Source organism: Paenibacillus shenyangensis, assembly GCF_000346635.1.
GTDB classification, from domain to species: domain Bacteria; phylum Bacillota; class Bacilli; order Paenibacillales; family Paenibacillaceae; genus Saccharibacillus; species Saccharibacillus dauci.
In genome coordinates, this window is record NZ_AOIG01000003.1 from 44,350 (window position 1) to 65,887 (window position 21,538).

Below are 21,538 nucleotides of genomic sequence, written 5' to 3' on the forward strand. Positions count from 1 at the left end.
CGGCGAATAATTAGCAGTGTATTACACTCCATTAGTATTCTATCTAAGAGTGTTCCGTCCCCTACCAGAAGACAAGCAGCATCTTTGATTGGTACAGGGAAATTCCAAATAGACGATATGAATTACCAGCCTCCGCCGGTTGGAATCCAGCGGTCGTAATAATCAATCGTCACATCACCAAATACACTAAATGGTCCGTTTGTTTCTTTTAAATAGTAAGCAACACGATATCGGTAGAAATCATCCGGGAACGTAGGATAGTAGCCCATTTTGTAATCATAGTTACCGGATTCCGTAAAGGTTACAGAGTGCATAGGAATCCACCCACTATAATAACTATATACTTCGTAAGAAACCGTCAGTTCGCCTTCACCTTCCATACTAAAAGAAACCGATACATCTGTTTTGTTATTTGTTGTCCATTCGGAAGAAGAATCGCGTGCATTGCCTCCAAGATAAATCGGTTCAAACCAGTTATGATGGAAATATTCCGGTGGTGGTTCGGTTTGAGGTGAAATGGAGGGTTTGGCATTTGCAGAACCAGCGGGCAGTACCAGACTAAAAATCAAAGGTAATAAGAGTATAAATGAAATATTCTTCAACCATGTAGCTGCTCTCATTTTCATTTCCCCTTTACGTTATTAATAACTATCAACCAAGCAAATCCATAAATGATTACGCTTACAATTAATTTTAGTTTGTTTCTTTTCTTTTGAATTATTACTCTTCTTTTGAGTTTTCCTTGTTAGGATGATTTTCTCGTATTGAAGTTTCCGGAACTACGGCTTAACAAACTAGGCTCATTTTCAGAACAGGAGCTTATCCTTATTTACCTCCTTCTGTTTTTAGTAATAAGATATTACCTTTTCATATTACCATATTTTTACTATTATGTATCAAATAATTAGCCTGGATTAATTATCAAATCGTATTTTATAGAAGTCTACATAAATAAAACCGCAACCTGTCCATTAAGACAGATTGCGGTTTGTTGTTAATAATTGATTTGATGATCAAGTGGAGATAACTCAGCCCAGGAAAGAGCGCAGCATCCACATGTGTTTCTCCAGATCCGCTTTAAACGCGATCAGCATATCTGCTGTCGGTTGGTCACCGGACTCGTCAGCCAGTTCAATTGTTTCCTGGAACTGCTCGCATACTGTAGCAAAGTCTTCGATAATGGTCTGTACCATTGTACGAGCGTCTTCGCTACCGTTAGCTTCTTGAATACTGGACATTTCCAGATATTCTTTCATTGTCGCTGCCGGAGAACCTTTGAGTGTCAGCAGACGCTCAGCGATTTCGTCCATTTTCAGCGTTACTTCATTGTATAGTTCTTCGAATTTGATATGCAGGGTGTAGAAGTTCTCACCTTTTACATACCAATGGAAGTTGTGGATTTTCACATACAATACATTCAGGTTAGCCACCTGCAGATTCAACAGTTCTTCGACGCGTTTGGTTTGAGTAGAGTTTTCATTTGTAATGTTAGACATAGCTCTTATCCCTCACTTCTATAAATTTTGGTGAAATTGATAAACATGTCAGGCTCATCTGCATACATCTTACCCGTGTGAGCAATTGACGAAACAATCACTATGTGAAATCAGCCCTTGCCCAGGGTCATCGGAAGACCAAAAAAACGGGGGCTCTACAGGAAATAAAACAGAAAAAAGACTGTGCAAAAACATTGTTTTCCGATATCCTATATTCTAATGTTTGTAATTATCCAAGGGAGTGATTCTCTATTATGAATAATCAGATTCCATCCAATGAAGTTCCCGTTAAAGCCCCCTTTGAACCGCTGCTTTCCCTTCGCTGGGCTGAAGATAAACTGCTGATGCTGGATCAGCGTCTCTTGCCGGATGAAATTGTTATGCTGGAGCTGTTCACGGCTGAACAGGTATTCGAAGGCATTCGTTCTATGAAAGTACGCGGAGCTCCGGCTATCGGTATTTCGGCAGCTTATGGTGTTGTACTTGGCGCATGGGAGTATTCAGGCGAAGATGCAGCTGCCTGGCTCAAGCACGTACTCAAAACAGCTGCCTATCTCGCAGAATCCCGTCCAACTGCTGTTAATCTGTTCTGGGCACTCGATCGTATGAACAAGTGTGCTCATCAACTTGCCGAACAAGAAGGCACAACGGAATCCCGCAATGCCGGACTGCTCGCTGAAGCTGTAGCCATCCATGAGGAAGATGAAGAAGTATGCCGCATGATCGGAGAACATGCACTGCCTCTGTTCAAGGATGGCATGGGCGTTCTCACCCACTGTAATGCTGGCGGACTCGCTACAGCGAAATACGGTACTGCGCTGGCTCCCATGTATCTGGCTCACGAACAGGGTATTCATCTGAAAGTATATGCCGATGAGACCCGTCCGGTACTGCAGGGTGCACGTCTGACTGCATTTGAGCTTCAGCAAGCCGGTATTGATGTAACACTGCTTTGCGACAATATGGCAGGCATGGTTATGTCCAAAGGCTGGATTCAAGCAGTCATCGTCGGCGCTGACCGCGTAGCCGCTAATGGCGATGTAGCCAACAAAATTGGTACCTATAGTGTAGCCGTGCTCGCCAAAGCGCATAATATTCCTTTTTATGTGGCCTGCCCGCTGTCGACGATTGATCTATCTACCGCTACAGGAGCCGAAATTCCAATTGAAGAACGTTCTGCAGAAGAAGTAACCGAGAGCTTTGGCAAACGTACGGCACCTGAAGATATCAAAGTATTCAATCCGGCTTTTGATGTTACACCGAGTGAATATGTAACTGCTATTATTACTGAAAAAGGTCTGGTATATCCTTCCTATAACGAAAACCTTCCAAAGCTTTTTCAGAGCTGAAAAACGTTGTTATAGGCAGTTATAAGAGGGCAATACTATAGATATTCCGATATCATTTTGATCACAGCCGGGGTTGCATCAGACCCCGGTATTTTTGTGTTTTTGCCTATGATTTGTCTAACATTTTTCGACACTTAGCCGATAAATATATTGAGTAGTCGACAGGACAAATGAACATAACATCCAGGCATATCACCAAATCCATCCAGTCCTAAGAACTATCTCTAAAGACCTATGAATATTTTACTTAAAATGATATAGTTTATTTTGGAATGGGATTGCCAATCTGATAAAGTAAGCGAGATGGGAGAAATATGACGAAACAGCAGACTAATGATGACACCGAATTTTTATTCAATGTCGACCTTATGATTACCGGACCAAGCAACGCGGTTGCCCTTCAAAAGCTGCTGGAAATCCTTAATAATCAGGAGGAACTGGCAGACTTCCGAATTGTCTCCGGCATTAAATGGGGACAAAAAATCAAGGCTGTCGAACAATCACCGGACAAACTAAGCAGCTCTGTAAATGTAGAAATCGCGCAAAAAGTACGTGCCAAAGCAGCATTGCGTCAACAGGAAGCTCCTGCTCCTGTAAAACAGCGTACCGATGCCGAATCAGCTGCTGCTCTTCAGCAAAAAATTGAGAATGACATGTCCAGCTGGCTGTCTCTCTATATTCAGGGAAATCAACTTATTCGACTGACGATTAACCGTAGAGGCGAACGCTTCTCGATCCCCTGTCGGATTTTGAAATTCGATAATGAAGATCAGACGATCAGCGTATACCATGTGGATGAGAAGCAGGTATATACTTTCAAACTTAATGAGATTGATGATTTCCAGCATGTATAAACCGGCTTAATAGAACAGCAAAAATATCCAAAGCGCCTGTGGCAGAAGCCACAGGCGCTTTGGATATTTTCCGCAACATATATTGCACATTTGTGTAAGTATAAACATATTCCTAATTTATACTCTTCTATTGGTGCATATGCGCAAAAAAGAGATGCACTTTGATCATAACTTTACAGCTATCCATTTACTTCAATCGATCTTCTACCCTATTCACACTGTTTTTTTACCGTATTTGGCACCAGCTACAGCCAGCAGAATCCAGCCTGCAATAAAGCATAACCCGCCTAGTGGTGTAATAGCACCCAATACTTTTACGCCGGTAATACATAACACATACAGACTTCCCGAGAACAAAATGACTCCAGCGGTAAACAGGCGTGCCGCCCAGCGAAGCAGCGCCGATTCACCGAATACACCGGCCAGCACAGCTGTAATCAACACGGCAATCGCATGGACAAAATGATATTCGACTCCAGTGCGAAATGTCTCTATTCTCGCTCCAATAATCGGTTCCAGAATATGCGAACCGAATGCTCCAATGCCTACCCCAATCATGCCTAGAATGGAGCCGATTATAATATACGTACGTTGCATGTTAAACCTCCTGTCAGATCATTGCGAGTAGATCCCGCAGATAAACACAATCCTTTTTATTATAGCGTATCTATAGCGATTATTTTGTGAGGAAATCATGAAAGCATGTCGGAAGTACTTTTTGCCCGAATTCTGCCGTATATTTTGGCAAAATGCAAGTCATGGTATAATAACCCCAGCTGTGTGATATCACAGTCTATTTTATTATGATAATGAACCAGGAAGACAGGAGAATATTATGAATTCCATTCGTATTTTTGCAGACAGTACCTGCGATCTGCCAGCCTCCTGGCTGGATGAGCATCAGGTGGGCATCGTACCACTCTATGTTACTTTTGGAGAACAGGTCTACCGGGACGGTGTTGATATCAAGCCTGCCGATTTGTACCAACGTGTTCAGCAGCAGGGACAGCTGCCCAAGACGTCAGCACCCTCACCCGCTGATTTCATACAAGCTTTTGCACCTGTTATCGAAGCCGGACAGGATATTATCTATATCAGCCTTTCTTCTGCTTTATCCTCGACATATGCCAATGCACGCATCGCTGCAGAGGAATGGGAAGAGGGCCGGGTCAATGTACTGGATTCATTGAATTTATCCAGCTCGATTGGTCTGCTCGTGATGAAGGCTGTTCATGCCGCTGCAGCGGGTGCCTCCGTACAAGAGATTATCCGTCTGCTAACCGATATGCGTGGGCGGATTGAGACAGAATTTGCTATCGATTCTTTGGAGTACCTATATAAGGGCGGACGCTGCTCGGGTATGCAGAATCTAATCGGCAGTCTGCTCAAAATCCGGCCGGTGATCGAAGTGACTCCACAGGGCACACTGGTACCTGCTTACAAAGTCCGTGGCAAGCGGGAAAAGGCTGTCGAACAGCTGCTCCGTAATGCGATCGCCAATGCAGACCGATTGGACGAAGAAGTCATTTTTGTCGTCCATTCCTTTGCCGAAGAAGAAGCAAAAATGATGCAGGCTGTACTCAGGGAACAGACGAATGCACGCCAGGTTATGATCACAGAGGCAGGCTGCGTAATCTCCAGTCACTGCGGTCCACAGACGATCGCCATTATGTATGCAACGCAGGCATAACTAGCAACTGCTTCTGTTGCTCTAGCAACAGGTACGACACTACCACATAGCGGTTCGGGTTTCGGGAAACGGCTGTATACCAAAAAGCGCTACTGCAGATCATCCAAGAATCTGCAGCAGCGCTTTTTTGATTATTATTCATTATCCACAAGCTTAAGCGGAATCGTAAAATAGAATGTTGAACCGGCATGTTCCCTGCTCTCTACTCCGATCGTACCATTCATCAGCTCAATCAGATTTTTGCTGATAAACAGTCCCAGTCCTGTACCGCCATATTGGCGGTTCATCACCTGATGTACCTGGGAAAAGGACTGGAACAGTTCCCCCAGACGATCTGCGGGGATGCCTATCCCCGTATCTATAATCCGGAAATGAATCAGCATGCCATGCTCTCTGGAGATATGCGAGACCCCTACCACAATCTCCACGGTTCCGCGATCGGTAAATTTAAGTGCATTGCCGATAATATTGACCAATACCTGCTTGATGCGCATCATATCGCCCCGGGCCTGACGCGGCACTTCCTGATCGACACGCTTCTCAAGCACTAGCTGTTTCTCCTGCGCGACCGGCAAAAACAATTCATACACCGATCCCACCAGCTCATGCAGATCGAATATGCGCTCTTCCAGCCGGATATTCCCATTTTCCAACCGGTGCACATCGGTTACATCATCCATCATTCTCATCAATTCTTCACTGTTTTGGCGGATAATCTCCATATAAAACTGCTGATCTTCATTTAGCGGAGAATCCTGTACCAGCTCGGACATACCGATAATAGCATTCATTGGTGTACGAAGTTCATGACTAATTAGTGAGATGAACTGTGACTTGGCATAGGCTGCACGTTCAGCAGACTCCTTGGCTTCGATAATGGCCTTTTCATTCGTACGGTCGCTGAATACCACAACAACTCCAATAATCTGCTCACGGTCATATAGCGCACTCGTCTGATAAGAAACAAAGAAGCTCGAGCCATCTCTGCGGAAAAATACATCTTCTGTCACCCTGCGGGAGATTCCATCGCTCATCGTCAGACCTACCGGATTCTGACCGGCAGCATAGGCTTCTCCATCTGCACGTGCCTGCACCAGCGATTGCTGTACCGGTACACCGATAAACTGCTCTCTCGGGAGCTGCAGCATTCTCGCTGCCGCCGCATTGATAAAGATTCCATTCCCCTGGGTATCCACGCCGAAGATCCCTTCCGATACCGAACTGAGAATCAGATTATACTCTTTGCTGATCGTCTGAATCTGCTCCAGATAACGTTTGTTCTCCGTTACGTCCGTAGCAATGCCGAAGACTCCGGTGACCTGCCCACCAACAATAATCGGTACATTGGTAAAATTCACTTCCATCCGGTTACCGGAAGAATGCACCAGTACCGTATCATAATTTTGCGGCATGCCCATACGGGCTTTATTAAAATGCTCCTGTGCTGCAATCTGGTAATCGCCATCGATCAGATCGGTAAAATGAGTCTGCAACAATCGGTCTGCTGCATAACCGCTCTGAATCTCGGCTACCGGATTCAGGGTAAACAATCTTCCTGCCAGATCAAATGAATACACACCCGATGGATTATATTCGACCAGCGATTTGTAGCGCTGCTCACTCTCCAACAGCTGCTGCTCCGCAAATTTGCGATCCGACACATCACGGGATACTGCTACGATAGTACCGCTGATTCCTTCCATTCTGCTTGGCGTATAGGTACCGCTCGTCTCCAACCATACATAATGCCCCTGTTTGTGCCGAAAGCGAAAGGATACGGTATGTTGATCTCGGGAATACAGGATAGACTGCAGATAAATCTGTACCACTTCATAATCCTCGGGATGATAATAGCTGCTCGCACTCGTACCGACTATCTCTTCTACTTCATAGCCCAGCAGCTTTTTGAGGGATGGCGACGCAAACAGAAAATTGAGCTGTGCATCAGCAGTATGTGTCGAGATCAGATCCATTGTATTATCCGAGAGCATCCGGTACTGCCTTTCGCTCTCACGGATCAGATTCTCCATCAGCCGCTGTTCGGTTACATCCTGAATCGTACCCAGGATACGCTGCGATTCTCCTGGCATTACTTCTACCAGCCGTCCGCGAATAGAAACATTGCGCACCTCATGATACTGGCCGGTCAACCGGCATTCCACATGAATATTTCCTTCATCAATCGCTTTTCGAAAAGCTTCACTGACGTCACTGCGATCTTCGGGATGCACTCTTGCCAGAAAGCGACGATACATGATCTGCGGAGAATCATGATTCAGACGCAGAATCTCGAAAAACTTGTCTGTGCAGGTTAGCTCCTGGGTATCCAGGTTCCAGTCCCAGCAACCAAAACCGGCAATATCCTGGGCCAGGGCGAGACGTTCTTCGCTCGCTTTGAGCTGTTCACTCGCCTGCTTGCGAGAAGTAATATCCTTGGCAGCACCAAAAATACCGATTACCTGCTCTTCTTTCATTACCGGTGCATAGGTAACATCCAGATAAATAGCGTGTCCGTCCTTATGATAAATTTCGGTCTCATATTGAACGGACCCGCCCTGCAGTACCTGCTGAAAATAAGGCGACCGAAAGTGAAGGCGCGATTCTCCAAAAATCAGCCTTTTATCAATATAACGCAGCTCTTCCAGCGAATATCCGCTCATTCGCATCACTGCAGGATTTGTATAAATATAATTACCGTCCAGATCCATTACATAGATAGCATCGGGATGATGTTCAAACAGAGGACGGTAGACTCCATTTTCGGCAATTAAATTCTGGAGAACGTCATATTCGTGATTATCCAATTAATGATCCCTCTCAATCTTTCATATGCCATGGTCTTATATCGTCATTTATCATGCATCTGTGTAATTTCATTCAGGATCCTTTGAGATGAACTGCGAAAAATCGGCTAACTGCCTCCATTACATCCTGACGGGTCATCAGACCTGTAGAGGAGTGCCGTGCTCCTTCGAGGATATACATATCTGCTTCGGCCCCTGCTTCCAGCAGAGCATCATACAGAAAACGACTTTGACGAAGTGGTACCATCTCATCCTGATCGCCGTGCATAATGAGAAATGGCGGAATTCCGGAAGCAGTTCCTGTCTGAATATGACTGACCGGATTGGACTGTGCCGCATTATCTGCCATATGCCGGATCGGTCCGCCCATCAGCAGTGAAATAACCGGTAATTCGTATTCGGTCTGAAAGTCAGCCTGTACATCGATAGGTCCGCAGAAGTCCACCACAGCGGTTACCTGACTCGATACCCCCTGCCAGTCTCCACGGGTGTCCCATTCCGGCTGACTGCCGGTAACGCCAGCCAGAGCCGCGAGGTGTCCGCCTGCTGAATGACCCCATACGCCGACATGTTCCGCATCAATACCATATTCATCTGCATGAGTACGCAGGAATCGAATCGCTGTTTTTACATCTTCCAGCTGTGCCGGGAAAGGCGCTTTGTTAACCGTACGATACTCAATGCAGGCAATCACATATCCCTGTGCAGCCAGTTCGGACAATACAGGTACATGCTTGTAATTATCCACATCGACCCATGAACCTCCCACGATCCAGACGATCAGCGGCAATGGAATATGCGAGACCGGACGCAAAATGTTCATTTTGAGGGACGATCCATTCGGGAAACGGGTAAATTGTACATCGGGAATCAATTGTACAAAATAGTTATCTTCACTTTGGTAAGGTAAATGTTTGATTTCTGACACGGTATTTCCTCCTCGTTGCGGATTACATCTATCTATTCTACTGTCTCTATCATAATCGCTTTAGCTTCTTTTTACGAAATAAGCAGATAACCTCATAGTCATCCTTTTCATATTAATACATTTAAATTTTAATTAAAACAGATGTATGTAGATTGCTTCTCCCTCATGCGTATTCTGCGTATGTTGACGTTCACTGGATTATTCGTCAATATATGGTTATGCGTATTCTGCAGCAAAGTAGTCTGACTAGGAGTACTTCCCTGATCTGCAGACCAGAACAAGCAATCGCTTGCCCGAAAGTGAGGATCTTCTATTGATTACTGTGACCGGTGTATATGTGCCCGATTTGATTCCGGAAGATGGCATGGAACGTCTGCGTGAAGCAGTATCCGAAGAAAGAAAGCAAGCTTCGCTCAAATTTCACAGACAGCAGGATGCACAGCGCAGTCTGATCGGTGAAGCCCTGCTGCTGCAGATTTTGCGCCAACGTTATCATCTGTCCGCCAATTCGGTGTCCTTTTCCAAAAATGCGTATGGCAAGCCTTATCTGGATGAATATCCGGATATTTATTTTAATATTTCACATGCAGGAGATTGGGTTGTATGTGCAGATGGTACCGTTCCTGTCGGAATCGATATTGAACAGGTACGTCCTATTGATTTTGCAATTGCCGAACGCTTCTTTACTGCATCCGAGTATCAGCTGCTGATGAAAGCCTCTCCACAGCAACAACTTCAATTATTTTACACGTTGTGGACATTGAAAGAAAGCTACATCAAATATATAGGCAAAGGGCTTTCTGTTCCGCTGGATTCATTTGCTATTGATATTGCCCATAATGGGACAGCACAGCTATGTCCACCACGTCCGGACGAGGACTCCTCCGGCAGCTGGGAAGATCATGCCGGTCAGATCTGTTATTTCCGCAAAATTATGGTCGATGCTAATTACCAGCTGGCTATCTGCGCTGCCGAAGCGCTCGGTCCCAAACCGCTGGTTATGCTGGATTGGCAGGAGCTTTTGCCTGATGCCTGATTATTAGTTTACATGCCAAAAACCGTCTGCCTGCTTTCCAACCAGAAAGCGGACAGGCGGTTTTTGGCATAATGATGTTATACACCTGTATTTTACAGCTCGGGCATCATCATACTTTTGCGAGCGGCTGCATAGATACTGGACAATAAGCGAATGCGCTCCGCAGATTCGGCAAAAGACAGATTAGTCTGCTGACCACGCACGACATCGCTGAAAAAACGCAGCTGATTGACATAATAATTGACCGGATCAAATACATGCTGATGCACTTCGCCCGTCCCGGCTCCATTTTGAAGCAAGGCTACCTTGAATTTGATTCGGTAAAATCCCAGATTGCAGCGGAAGAAATCATTAATTGTCAGCGTTGCATGTTCAAAATGAAGAATATGCCTCGAAGCATAGGGCTGTTCAAACGAAAATATAGCATCGGCGATAATGCCGTTTTGCAGCCTTGCCTGCGCTTCAAAGGTCCAATCGCAGCCGTTCGGTCCATCGAAATCGGACTTCCCTTCAAACTGCGCCTGCTCAATACCCGTTACAGCCTGCAGAAATTGCAGCCAATAACAGCCCAGATCCCAGAAGCAGCCTCCGCCTTGCTGAGGCTGGCTGCGATAATTGCCGGCATGACCATCACGGGCCGGAATCGTAATACGGGTCTGTATACGCTGCAACTCTCCATACTGGCCGGATTGTATACAGCTGCGCAGCTCCTGCTGCCAGGGATGATGAGCAATCATAATGCCTTCTGTCAGATGAACGCCGGATCGCCGGGCAGTCTCCTCCAGTCCGTCCAGTTCCGCAGGGTCCAGACAAAGAGGCTTCTCTACCAGCACATGCTTGCCGGCAGCGAGTGCACGCCGAATCCATGGGGCATGCAGACGATTGCCAAGACCAATATAGACAGCATCCAGCTGCTCATCCGCCAGCAGTTCATCAAGGCTATTATATACAGTTGGAATCCCATATTGGTCGGCCATTTGTCTGGCTTTGTCATACGTACGATTGACAGCTCCGGCAATCTCAATAGTAGATACGTGAGCGGACGGTTCCAATACGGCACGCGGTACGATCCCCGAACAGCCCAGAATGCCCATTCGAACAGGAACTTCGATCCGGGGAATAGACTGAAGCGACATCAGGTATTCATCCATGCGCACTGGCAGCTGAACGATATTGTGATTTTCTTTCATAGATTCCTCCTGATCGCTGCTGGCTCCAATGTATTACGTTCGCTGTATTGATCCACATAACCAGGCAGCCTGCTGCGGCCCTGTATCAGATTACGGTGCAGCTGTTCCAGAATCTGATGATCACCACCGTACTCACTCATCCAGCGCTGATAAGTAATACCATATCCGTATTGTTCCCACTGCTCTGCATTATGACGCTCATGTTCCCCGAATGGGTCCAGGAATATTACAGGCGTACCGGAAGCAAAAGAATCTGCCAGCGTCCCTCCGCCCGGCTTGCTTACTATTGCCATAACACGACGCTCTACTTCACACAGCAGATGATAGTCTTCATGTATGCGATACGCTGTTGCAGCTGCATCAGGAATATATTCGGCAAAAGGTGGAAACGTATGTCTCCCCTGCTCATTCCGGTTCCAGGTACGCCACTGCGGATCCATCCGGTAATACCGCTGTCCTCTGTCTGTATGACCTGCCTCATCGCCTTCATACAGGACGATATCCAGCCCATAGCCTGACTGTTCCAGATGCTGCAGATGTTCCCGATAGGTTCCCATTCCCCACCCGCCGCCATGTACCAACAGTCTGCGTTCCCTCTGTTCATAAGGTAGAACAGGATCGGAACCAGCGATATCGATATATGTCTGCATTGGCTTCTGCGGTTCGCCGAACAGCCATACTTCCCGGTAGCGATCATGAAGCTGACCCAGACGCTTTTTGACATTGCGCCAGGATGGGGAGTCGGAGACATCCAGATAGAGCAGATCGACATGCAGCTGCTCTGCTCCGATGCGCTCTCTGTACATATCCAGCAGATAAATCCAGTGTCCGGACAGAACGATAAAATGCCTTCTTCCTTCCGCTTCCCAGCTGTGCAGCAGCTGCTCCATCTGCTCTTCATTCATGCTTTTGCGAATATCCTGCGGAATACGCTGGGACATCAGGGCTACCGAGAAATCCTGGTGATAGGCTCTACGGCTGTTATCGACCTTGTGACGCTGATCTTCATCCATGACATTCTCAAAAACAAGCACTTCCGCCGGAATCCCGCGGCGCCTGAACCCCGCTTCTACAAGTAATCCCGGTGTATAGAACCCCAGTCCAAAACCCGAACACAAAATGGTGACGGTCATATGGATCATCCTTTTCTTTTAATGGAAAGCAGGCAACGCTTATACTGCCAGACACTAAGCGCTGATCAGTTCAGGATTTGAAAGTTATTTGCAGTTAAAAGTTGTTCCAGGCGGCGCAGCAAATGCTTTTTGGTCTCTTCCTGATCGGTGACTACAGACAGGTACAGGCGTCCTTTGTGTTTTTTGCCGTCGGGTTGGGATGGATGGTTGACGGATAGGGCAGCTGAGGTTAATGGAAAGATACCCTGCCCGGTTTCCGGCAGGAAAAGCAGATTGGTACGCTGGAGCTCGCCCAGCAGCTGCTCATGAGATAGTGAACCGTCATGGGACACTGTGTAATTGGTCATATTCCCCTGAAGCCCTTGCTGGCGCAGATACTGGTCGATATTATTTTTGATCAGGCTCATTGATTGACGGGCATTGATTTCTACCATCGGTTCCAGCGTTCCATCCTGCAGCACCATCGAGTCAATACATACATGTCCATAATAGCCATCCTGATAGAGCTCCCGGCTAATCTGTTCCATGGTCTCAAAATAGTGATAACGTTCCAGCTGATCCATAAAATCGGCATCCGGAGACAGCGATTCCCGGTAGGCAAACTGTGAGTTCGCAAGCCATTGTACAGATATAATCTCGATATCACCCTGTTCCGTAATATAAAACTGGCAGGAAAAGTCCCGTGTCTTGTCCAGATAGCGTTCCAGTACAAACTCTACATTGCGTCCTTTGTCTTCCTGCTTGCGGATACTGCCCGCGATGCGCGCCAGCATATTAGGTGATTCGATATGGATGTTTCCTTTGCCGGATACACCGTAATTATCCTTGATCATAAAGGTTCCATGTTCCAGCAGCTTCCGGCCTACTGTTTCCAGTTGATCTGTACCGGTTACGTAGATTCCCGGATTCTCCAGACCAATCCGCTGCTTGATCTCTGCGGAATACCGCTTGGTATTCACCCGGCGTACAATCTCCAGCGGTGGATGCTGACTGTGAATACCGAACCGCTGACTGGCTTCCTTGATATACGGCACCCAGGCAAATGGTGACAATTGAGTTCCTGACAGCGGCAGCTGGTCTGCCAGCATACTGCCATGATCATAGAGCAGCTGAAAGACGGAGATCGGATGGGTGATTTCTTTGGCTGTACGCTGCGGACTTGCTGCCTGTCGATATCCTGCTGCGGCAGCAATCGGCGCGGGTATTGCCGCTTCATCCGGCTGCAGATGCACGGTATTGCTCATAAAATCAAAGCCCAGTTGGCGTGTATAATTACGCTGGGCAGGATCTATCGCATAACGTGTCAGCAGTAGATCACCCGGCTGGCAAAAGCTGAACAGCAGTTCATCCATCGCGGTGACAATCTTCTCCGCTTCCCTGTCCGGCAGCGCAGGTAAAATTGCCAGATTATGTTCTCGCCAGTGCAGTTCCGCTTCAAAGGTGCCCATATGTAGTACAGGTGATCTTGATGCACCTGATTGTAGTTCCTGCATCCTTATCCCTTCCTTTCCGGCTATCGTAATAGACAGCCTGCTCCCGGTCACCTGTGATCCATGATGCGATGCAGGTAAGATCCGTAAGCAGGCTGCACAAATAACTGGTTAATATCGGTTCATCGGATTGACTTCATGTTCTTGACAAGGTCAGACAGCAACACGGGATAATGCTTGCTGCAGGCTCGATAAATGCAGCTCTATCCGGTCAAGCAGCTCTGTGCTGCGCTGGATATAGGCATCCATCTTATGAGGACTGTTTTGCAGTCCCATTTTGTACAGCTGCAGCAGATGACGCTTGGTATCCTGATTCAGCGCTGTAATCTCCGCTTGAAGCTGCTCACCCGGTATACCCAGTTTATCCCGGTATTTACGGATAAAATGATCGGTATAACGCATCAGATGACTAAGACTTTCAATCCGCAGATGGTAATACACAGTATCACAGGCTTCCGCGAATGCCTCGCCTTCCAGCAGACTCATCTGCTCCATATCACGAACAAGCCTGCGATAGGCAGCAATTCCCCATGCTCCTGCCGTACCCTGATCCTGTCCATTCAGGAATTCATCCAGATGAGCCGTACAGACGGCTATAATCTGCTGCTCGTCCATAACAGCGTCTCCGGTATGATTCATATAGGCGTATTCTACCGTTCCTTCCAGCAGATCGGACAAGCTGGTCGGACCGCTGTAGCCCAGTACCGATCCGGACGAATCAAGCAGGAAGTGATCGCCTACATAAGCAATATTCTCCTGTGAATGCAGACCATACAGCTGGATCATATGTGTCTTGCCGGGGTTGTCGGTATATAGGGGATTGTAGACCAGATTCTCGGTTTTGACATGCAGCAGCAGTGTATTGCCACGACTCAATACATCATGCCATTCCTGCAGCATGGCATGATGTTCCTGCTGCTCCTGCGTTGTATCCGTATACGCGAGTGCAATCCCGGTATGGGTGATCCATTCCTGCAGCATCTCCCTGATCGGACGCAGACCGAATGTATGAATATCACCAGCATAGTTAAATGAAATTCCATTACTGAGAAAATAAATATCCGTCTCATCCATATGAATACTGCACTGTTCCAGCATCGCCTGCTTGGCACCGTAGTAGCAATGATTGATCACAAAATGATCATCTGCCCGCGTTAATATCCGGGCTGTTGTAGCAGCTCCCGCTACCGACGGTTCGGAACCCAGCATCAGCTCCAGATGCTCCGGCTGCATATTGTGAACTTCGCTCAGCAGGGGCAGAATCGTCTTGTCACTTACGCTCATACTCTCGCCTCCTGTCCGATCAGATATAATTGAGCGACTGCAGGGCACCTGCACCATGCAGATAGAGCACACTGCACTTGGAACAAGCCGGGGTCAGACCGCCTTCATTAATCGTTTTGCGGATCTGCTCATATTCTTCGGAATCCCAGATTTCCTTGAGACTCTTCTCCTTGAGATTCCCGACCGTAAATTCAGCGAAGAATTTGCAAGGCATTACACTGCCATCCGGAATAATATCCGTACGTGAAGTAAGCGCCAGACAGTTGTTGGAACAACGACTTGTCATTTCATCGCCATGGATAAACTTGTCGATCTCATCGTAGTCCAGTCCCGGCTGATAACGCACCCGGATTTTCCAGACACGGTCATTGATCTGGTGTAGATCGTCCATCAGCGCTTCCATTTTTTCAGGATTGATTTTGTATTTAAAAGCATGCCAGCTGCTGATATGACGCTCATCCAGTTGGCGCAGCCAGCTGAACTTGTCGGCGAAATAGTGATCCATTTTGACCGATGTCTCCCTGGAGATATACCAAGGGAAGCACAGCATAACGAGATCCAGCTTTTTTGATTCGAAAAATTCCAGCAGCTCCGACATGCGTCCGATCATATTATCGTTGATTACAGCATGCACCGAGATCCGGCCTTTGTAGATGCCCTGGTCACGCAGCTCGACGAGGTGGTCGATTTCTTTCATTGTTTTCTGGAATGTTCCTTTGCCGCGGATCAGATCATGCTCGCGCTCAAATCCCTCTACAGCGATCAGCAGTTCCAGATTTTCCGAGAGATCCAGAATCTGATCCAGATGCTTGCTGATCAGCAGTCCGTTGGTACAGATGGTCATTTCACGCCGGTCATTTTGAATATGTTCGAGAATCTGACTGAACTGACGGTGGAACATTGGTTCTCCACCCCATAAGTAAAGGCGTGATTTGGCGCTCTTGGTATCATCCAGCAGCTGTTTGAAAATGGCTGGATCCAGATCCATATTCTGCTCGGCTTTCTCCATATTGTGGTGATAGCCGTCTTCATTCCACTGAAAACAGTGTGTACAGCGCAGATTGCAGCGGTTGGTCAGCTTGATGCCGAGCGACTGCGGTATAGGCGTTTTGTAGGTAGGGTCCTTCACCTTATTACGGTAAGATACGGCGGCATTACGGACAGTTCGTTTGATCAGCTTAAAGGCTTCGCGGTCGATTGTCACTTCACTTCTTGGTTGCACGGAAAACACCTCTTCCCCGGATTCGTTGTTACCAAGTGCCTGATACCGAAAGACAGTCCTATTCAATTGTTAACGCATACAAAATAACAGTTGTGTGTATACAACAGAGGATTAATAATTAAGCAAAATCAATAAACAAGCAAATAATCAAAAATAATAGCGTTTTAATTTTTATATATGGTAGTGTCTCCAGGCTGGATAAAGTATTCTTGATTGCTGCATTATGATATCAGCTCTATGCTGTATCCCCATCCCTACAGCTATGTAGGGTCAAGCTTCCAACGGATGGACTGTTTCGTCGGATTGGGCTTTATTTACAAAATCACAGAACATTGCAATGGAACCGAGATGATCCATATCAAACTCTTCAAAATCAATTTCCACATCGAAATTCTCTTCTACACGCAGGATAAAATGGATAAGCTGGAGAGAGTCGAGACCGGCATCATGAATAATATCGGAATCGCTATCAAGACGGGTAAGACAGGCAGGATCTTCCTTTACTTCGCTGATCATGGCAATGATTTGCTCTACAGAAACACCGGATTGCTGCATGCTAATTCCTCCTTTGGATTGGGTGACCATACGGCAGAGAATCAGTTCAGACAAGCGTTCTAATCTGGCAAAACCATCAAGAGGGGGACCACTATATGTAAAAAGTAACCATATAATGGTATTAAGTGGATATATATTCATCTTCATTCATGATTAGTATTTAGTCAATCCTCCAGATAAGAAACTGGACAAAAGACCCAATACGTAAAAACGCAACTTTAAGATAACAAAAAAGCACAAATCATTTGGGAAAACAATGATTTGTGCTTTTTGATTAGCCATACTGTGCAGGATTATTGTGGACTTTACAGATTAGTAATAAGGATAAAATCTATATTTGTCGAAAATCATTTCATTACACATATTTCTTTTTTTGAAGCGTATGACACAATAGCGTCAACTAATCATTAACCAGATTTCTTAATTATTATACGTTTTTAAATTTCGTCTGGCACTGTTGTTATGCTCTGTTCCATTTGTACGGTTCTCTCTAGGGATGCATTCAGTGCATCAATCAAGCGCTGCAGTTCACCAAAGCTGCCTGCAATCGTGGTGACACGTCCGGTCTGCTGTTCCAGACTGGAGGAGATCTGTCTGGCTGCCGCACTGGACTGTTCGGTAACGGCAGAGATCGTACCCATTTCCATCACAGAATGACGAGTGGATTCGATCAGTTCCTTGATCGATGATCCGATATCTACCGAACGTCTGGAGACGACTACAGTCTCATCCAGAATACTGGTGAATAGCTGCTCGGTCTGTTCGGCGGCTACACGAATACTGCCAATAGCATCTTTACCCTGTCCAATTCCGCCGGATACAATCTCGGTCTGCTGATGAATCCGTGTCAGGATATCGGTGATATCAACGGTTGCCTGCTGGGAGTCACTTGCCAGCTTGCGAATTTCCTCGGCGACGACGGCGAATCCTTTGCCGTGTTCACCAGCACGAGCTGCTTCAATACCTGCATTAAAGGAAAGCATATTGGTCTGTCTCGCGATATTCTCAATAGATTGCAGTACATTCGAGATCTCTTCTGCATAGGCTCGCAATGTTCCCATCGCGCTGTACGTATTATCGATCACATGTCCTACTTCGGCGACACTGCCACGCAGATTCTCTACCTGATCACTGCCTGTACGTGTAAGGGATGCTGCACGCTCTGCCAGCTCGGTCATGTCTCCTGCAGTCTGGCCAATACTGTTGATAAAACTCTCGGATTGCTGAATCGATGTGTTAATCTCACCGATACTGCCTGCCTGGGATTCAATACCGCTGGCAATCTCGCCAAATCCGGTGGTCAGCTCGCGACCAAGCCGATCCGTATCATCCACATTGCGCTGCAGCTGTGTACCAAAAGCAGTCAGCTTCTCCGCCGATTGTTCAATTTCCTGCAACAGCTCATCCAGCTGTCCACGCTGCTCTTCCAGATGCTCGGTCATCTTCTCGCCAACAATACAGATCGATACGACGACCGCGCCGACCATCAAGGTAACTGCGAACATAACAACAAGATCCATAGGAGAAGAAGAACTGATAAATGGATTGAAAATAACATGGATAATCTCAATAACAACGGCATAAATAATACTCAGTATGCTGGTCTTGCGATCCAGGTACAGCAGGGATAGTGCAATATAAATATAGATAGCTGCCCAGCCTACCTGTGAAGGAATAACCCACAAAATACAGAAAATAACGATGAATGAGAATCCGGAAATCCAGTATTTTCCGACCGACAAATGATGAAGTTTGCGGTAAAGCAAAATAAGAGACGGACACATTACAAAAACAATAACCAGCATACCCAGCATAATACCGAGGGATGCCAGTCCTGTTAAATAGATTCCGACAAAGATCGGAATACAGGAAATCAGAATACCGAGCAATGTATACAAAAGGAGCTTGGATGCCAGCTTCTCATAGGGATCAGCATGGATTTTTTCGGTGGTGACTGTAGATGGGTTCATAGTGCCTCCTTGATGTCTGTTCTCTAAATTTTAGCTAAATAACTATATTACTTTGTCGGTAAATCATAGAAAAATGGTTATAGCTGTAACAATTTGTATAGTTATACACAGAGCTTGATTAACATGTAATTTTACTTTCCATCCTGGCAATAGATACATCTACTGTACATATCGGTTTTTATCCTGGAAATATTTTGTATTTATCAATAAAAACACATGTGATTTTCTGCTTTTTTTTAAAAGTAATATACCAACTTTTATCTGCTTGCTTACATACTTTTGAAGAACAAAAAAGACCGTCCCTCAAGGACGGTCCTGATCTCTTTTTCACGCTGAGCACATCAGATTATACATTTGGATCTTAAGGATTCTCTATAAAACAGGGCTGCGACGTGCCGGTACCACCTGCTCAAAAGCATAGGCGATACGAATCAATTCCGGTTCGCTGTATGCCGTACCCATAAAATTGATTCCAAACGGCAGACCATCCCGGCGGTAACCGGCTGGCACAATAATACATGGGTACCCAGCCACTGCAGGCGTATCGGTAAATCGTGGACTGAAAATAGCATCCAGCTGATGCTCGCGCAGCAGTCGATCAATACCATCTTCACGCGCATTTTTCAGATACTGCAGGCGGTGCTGAATGTATTTGGATTCCGTCATTCTGCCGGAGGTCTCATATTCCGCTGCCAGCAGTATATCCTGTCCGTATTTCAGTGTCTCCCGATGATGCAAATGATTGTAATCGATCATTTCCTTGAGCGTACGTACCGGTGCACCTGGACCAAGTGTAGACAGATAGCGATTCAGCGCCGATTTGAACTCGTACAGCAGTACGGTTGGTTCTTCGGCACTTTCGGCAAGATTGGTCCCCTCTACAATTACCGCACCGGCGTGACGCATGGCTTCGATCGAAGCTTCCATAATCGTCCGCTCTTCTTCAGTCAGATCTTTCATATAATATCGGTTAATGCCGATACGTGCTCCCCGCAGACCTTCTGGATCGAGGCTGGTTGTGTAATCTATTGTGTCCGCAGGAGAAGCAAGAGTCGCTATGTCCTGCTCGTCCTGCCCTGCCAGAATGCCGAGCAGGATTGCTGCATCGGTGACTGTCCGTGCCATCGGTCCGGCGGTATCCTGGGTGTACGTGATCGGAATAATACCTGTGCGGCTGATCAGACCAAGCGTCGGCTTGATTCCGACCAGACTATTGTTCGCCGACGGACTCATAATCGAACCGTTAGTCTCTGTACCTACAGCGACGACGCAGAGATTGGCGGCTACAGCTGCTCCGGAGCCCGCACTGGAACCTCCTACATCGAGTTGCCCAGGTCCGTAAGGGTTCAATGTCTGCCCTCCTCGTGAGCTATAGCCATTCTTCATATCTATTGCCATAAAGTTCGCCATTTCCGTCAGATTGGTCTTGCCCAGAATGACTGCTCCTGCCGCTCGCAATTTTTTCACCAGAAAAGCATCTTCCTGTGCAAAAGAATCGGCCAGTGCCAGTGAACCAGCTGTTGTATGCATATGATCCCCGGTATTGATATTATCCTTGATCAGCACCGGAATTCCGTGCAGTTCGCTGCGAACCTGTCCTGCTGCTCTTTCCTGATCCATCTGCATAGCAATATAAATCGCATCGGGATTGAGTTCAATCACAGAACGCAGCAGCGGTCCGTCCTGATCAATCTCAGCTATACGCTGCATATAGGCTGTTGTCAGAGAGACAGCGGTCTGCTCTCCTAACTCCATCGCCTGCTGAAGCTGGCGAATCGTCGCTTCCTGAAGCATAAACTCCATCTTTTCACACCTTCCTGTTTATCCGTTGATTCCTGTGACGTATGTACACCTCTAATCAATATACGGCAAAGCAGCCCAAAAAAGAATCCACATTTTGAACTGTTCCCTTATAAGTCAGAAGCGTTACAACTATGCTCCATGTTTTGATATGTACATACGGGTTAGATATAATGATAGCTCTATTACACATTCCATTTCAAATGAACAAGGACAGGTGATCACATGCCCAATATCCAAATCAAGCAGGTAGAAAATGAATACGAACTGGACCATTGTCTGTTTATCCGCAAAATCGTATTTGTTAATGAGCAGGGTGTACCGCTCGCAGACGAATATGATGAGTGGGATAACTACAGTGCCGGTATTCCGCATATTATCGCTTACGATGGGGAACAACCCGTAGGCACGGCACGTTTGCGCGAAGTCGATGGAATCGCCAAGCTGGAGCGGATCTGTGTAGTTGATACCCACCGCAAATACGGAATCGGACAGATGCTCGTTCAAAAACTGGAAGAGATGTCCAAAAGTCATGGACTGACACGCGCCAAGCTGCACGGGCAGACTCAGGCACGCGGATTTTATGAACGTCTTGGATATACAGCCGATTCGGATGAATTTCTGGAAGATGGCATTCCGCATATCCGCATGATCAAGGAACTCCAATAATATAGCTATACTTCGCTGACTCGTACAGCAGCAAAAAGGATGGACTCCCCACGTAGAATTTCATAGTG

At 46.5% G+C, this 21,538-nt stretch carries 18 protein-coding genes; 5 read left to right on the forward strand and 13 right to left on the reverse strand.

Translation table 11 applies throughout. The features are described from left to right. Positions 1–122 precede the first annotated feature (122 nt). Both H065_RS0101655 and H065_RS0101660 read right to left on the reverse strand, forming a co-directional pair. A complete protein-coding gene (locus tag H065_RS0101655; RefSeq protein ID WP_017811265.1) occupies positions 123–620 on the reverse strand; it encodes a hypothetical protein in 498 nt (165 codons plus the stop codon). A 408-nt stretch (positions 621–1,028) separates the two neighbouring features. Beyond that, positions 1,029–1,496 carry a Dps family protein gene (locus H065_RS0101660; protein ID WP_017811266.1) on the reverse strand — a complete coding sequence of 156 codons (468 nt, stop codon included), beginning with the start codon at positions 1,494–1,496 and terminating at the stop codon, positions 1,029–1,031. A 254-nt stretch (positions 1,497–1,750) separates the two neighbouring features. Between H065_RS0101660 and mtnA the strand changes: the two genes are divergently transcribed. Continuing rightward, a complete protein-coding gene (gene mtnA / locus H065_RS0101665; protein ID WP_017811267.1) occupies positions 1,751–2,845 on the forward strand; it encodes an S-methyl-5-thioribose-1-phosphate isomerase in 1,095 nt (364 codons plus the stop codon). Positions 2,846–3,159: 314 nt separating this feature from the next. Beyond that, positions 3,160–3,699, forward strand: coding sequence for a hypothetical protein (locus tag H065_RS0101670; RefSeq protein ID WP_017811268.1), 540 nt, complete (start codon positions 3,160–3,162; stop codon positions 3,697–3,699). 213 nt (positions 3,700–3,912) lie between these two features. Here the strand turns inward: H065_RS0101670 and H065_RS0101675 are convergent, their stop codons facing one another. Further along, positions 3,913–4,296: a DUF423 domain-containing protein gene (locus H065_RS0101675; RefSeq protein ID WP_017811269.1), complete on the reverse strand. Its 384-nt coding sequence runs from the start codon at positions 4,294–4,296 to the stop codon at positions 3,913–3,915. 238 nt (positions 4,297–4,534) lie between these two features. Here H065_RS0101675 and H065_RS0101680 point away from each other — a divergent pair, with 238 nt between their 5' ends. Further along, on the forward strand, positions 4,535–5,389 hold the full coding sequence (locus H065_RS0101680) for a DegV family protein (RefSeq protein ID WP_017811270.1): 855 nt from the start codon (positions 4,535–4,537) through the stop codon (positions 5,387–5,389). Positions 5,390–5,523: 134 nt separating this feature from the next. Here H065_RS0101680 and H065_RS24960 read toward each other — a convergent pair whose 3' ends face one another. Together H065_RS24960 and H065_RS0101690 are read right to left on the reverse strand one after the other, a co-directional pair. Beyond that, a complete protein-coding gene (locus H065_RS24960; protein ID WP_017811271.1) occupies positions 5,524–8,193 on the reverse strand; it encodes a PAS domain S-box protein in 2,670 nt (889 codons plus the stop codon). A 73-nt stretch (positions 8,194–8,266) separates the two neighbouring features. After that, a complete protein-coding gene (locus H065_RS0101690) occupies positions 8,267–9,121 on the reverse strand; it encodes an alpha/beta hydrolase (RefSeq protein WP_017811272.1) in 855 nt (284 codons plus the stop codon). A gap of 322 nt (positions 9,122–9,443) precedes the next feature. Here H065_RS0101690 and H065_RS0101695 point away from each other — a divergent pair, with 322 nt between their 5' ends. After that, entirely contained in the window at positions 9,444–10,157 is a 714-nt protein-coding gene (locus H065_RS0101695) for a 4'-phosphopantetheinyl transferase family protein (RefSeq protein ID WP_238557866.1), read from the forward strand. 92 nt (positions 10,158–10,249) lie between these two features. Here the strand turns inward: H065_RS0101695 and H065_RS0101700 are convergent, their stop codons facing one another. From H065_RS0101700 to H065_RS0101735, 8 genes are all read right to left on the reverse strand, one after another. Continuing rightward, positions 10,250–11,347 carry a Gfo/Idh/MocA family oxidoreductase gene (locus H065_RS0101700; RefSeq protein WP_017811274.1) on the reverse strand — a complete coding sequence of 366 codons (1,098 nt, stop codon included), beginning with the start codon at positions 11,345–11,347 and terminating at the stop codon, positions 10,250–10,252. Then, complete coding sequence (locus H065_RS0101705; protein WP_017811275.1) at positions 11,344–12,480, reverse strand: hypothetical protein; 1,137 nt, start codon at positions 12,478–12,480, stop codon at positions 11,344–11,346. The genes H065_RS0101700 and H065_RS0101705 overlap by 4 nt, the downstream gene beginning before the upstream one ends. 65 nt (positions 12,481–12,545) lie before the next feature. Beyond that, on the reverse strand, positions 12,546–13,973 hold the full coding sequence (locus tag H065_RS0101710; protein WP_017811276.1) for an ATP-grasp domain-containing protein: 1,428 nt from the start codon (positions 13,971–13,973) through the stop codon (positions 12,546–12,548). Positions 13,974–14,123: 150 nt separating this feature from the next. Beyond that, positions 14,124–15,254, reverse strand: coding sequence for a BtrH N-terminal domain-containing protein (locus H065_RS0101715; RefSeq protein WP_017811277.1), 1,131 nt, complete (start codon positions 15,252–15,254; stop codon positions 14,124–14,126). Between the two features lie 19 nt (positions 15,255–15,273). After that, positions 15,274–16,476: a radical SAM/SPASM domain-containing protein gene (locus H065_RS0101720; protein ID WP_017811278.1), complete on the reverse strand. Its 1,203-nt coding sequence runs from the start codon at positions 16,474–16,476 to the stop codon at positions 15,274–15,276. Between the two features lie 270 nt (positions 16,477–16,746). Continuing rightward, on the reverse strand, positions 16,747–17,031 hold the full coding sequence (locus H065_RS0101725; RefSeq protein ID WP_017811279.1) for an acyl carrier protein: 285 nt from the start codon (positions 17,029–17,031) through the stop codon (positions 16,747–16,749). 437 nt (positions 17,032–17,468) lie between these two features. Then, positions 17,469–19,001, reverse strand: coding sequence for a methyl-accepting chemotaxis protein (locus tag H065_RS24965; RefSeq protein ID WP_017811280.1), 1,533 nt, complete (start codon positions 18,999–19,001; stop codon positions 17,469–17,471). Between the two features lie 372 nt (positions 19,002–19,373). Beyond that, positions 19,374–20,804, reverse strand: a complete 1,431-nt coding sequence (locus tag H065_RS0101735; protein WP_017811281.1) for an amidase family protein — start codon at positions 20,802–20,804, stop codon at positions 19,374–19,376. Positions 20,805–21,035: 231 nt separating this feature from the next. Between H065_RS0101735 and H065_RS0101740 the strand changes: the two genes are divergently transcribed. Continuing rightward, entirely contained in the window at positions 21,036–21,470 is a 435-nt protein-coding gene (locus H065_RS0101740) for a GNAT family N-acetyltransferase (RefSeq protein WP_026135981.1), read from the forward strand. The last annotated feature ends 68 nt before the right edge of the window (positions 21,471–21,538 follow it).

Excerpts from the sequence above, each read along its gene's own strand:
- H065_RS0101670 (WP_017811268.1), top strand. The coding sequence starts at position 3,160 with ATGACGAAACAGCAGACTAATGATGACACCGAATTTTTATTCAATGTC.
- H065_RS0101735 (WP_017811281.1), bottom strand. The coding sequence starts at position 20,804 with ATGGAGTTTATGCTTCAGGAAGCGACGATTCGCCAGCTTCAGCAGGCG.
- H065_RS0101655 (WP_017811265.1), bottom strand. The coding sequence starts at position 620 with ATGAGAGCAGCTACATGGTTGAAGAATATTTCATTTATACTCTTATTA.
- H065_RS0101715 (WP_017811277.1), bottom strand. The coding sequence starts at position 15,254 with ATGAGCGTAAGTGACAAGACGATTCTGCCCCTGCTGAGCGAAGTTCAC.
- H065_RS0101660 (WP_017811266.1), bottom strand. The coding sequence starts at position 1,496 with ATGTCTAACATTACAAATGAAAACTCTACTCAAACCAAACGCGTCGAA.
- H065_RS0101680 (WP_017811270.1), top strand. The coding sequence starts at position 4,535 with ATGAATTCCATTCGTATTTTTGCAGACAGTACCTGCGATCTGCCAGCC.
- H065_RS0101725 (WP_017811279.1), bottom strand. The coding sequence starts at position 17,031 with ATGCAGCAATCCGGTGTTTCTGTAGAGCAAATCATTGCCATGATCAGC.
- H065_RS24965 (WP_017811280.1), bottom strand. The coding sequence starts at position 19,001 with ATGAACCCATCTACAGTCACCACCGAAAAAATCCATGCTGATCCCTAT.
- H065_RS0101700 (WP_017811274.1), bottom strand. The coding sequence starts at position 11,347 with ATGAAAGAAAATCACAATATCGTTCAGCTGCCAGTGCGCATGGATGAA.
- mtnA (WP_017811267.1), top strand. The coding sequence starts at position 1,751 with ATGAATAATCAGATTCCATCCAATGAAGTTCCCGTTAAAGCCCCCTTT.
- H065_RS0101705 (WP_017811275.1), bottom strand. The coding sequence starts at position 12,480 with ATGACCGTCACCATTTTGTGTTCGGGTTTTGGACTGGGGTTCTATACA.
- H065_RS0101710 (WP_017811276.1), bottom strand. The coding sequence starts at position 13,973 with ATGCAGGAACTACAATCAGGTGCATCAAGATCACCTGTACTACATATG.
- H065_RS0101675 (WP_017811269.1), bottom strand. The coding sequence starts at position 4,296 with ATGCAACGTACGTATATTATAATCGGCTCCATTCTAGGCATGATTGGG.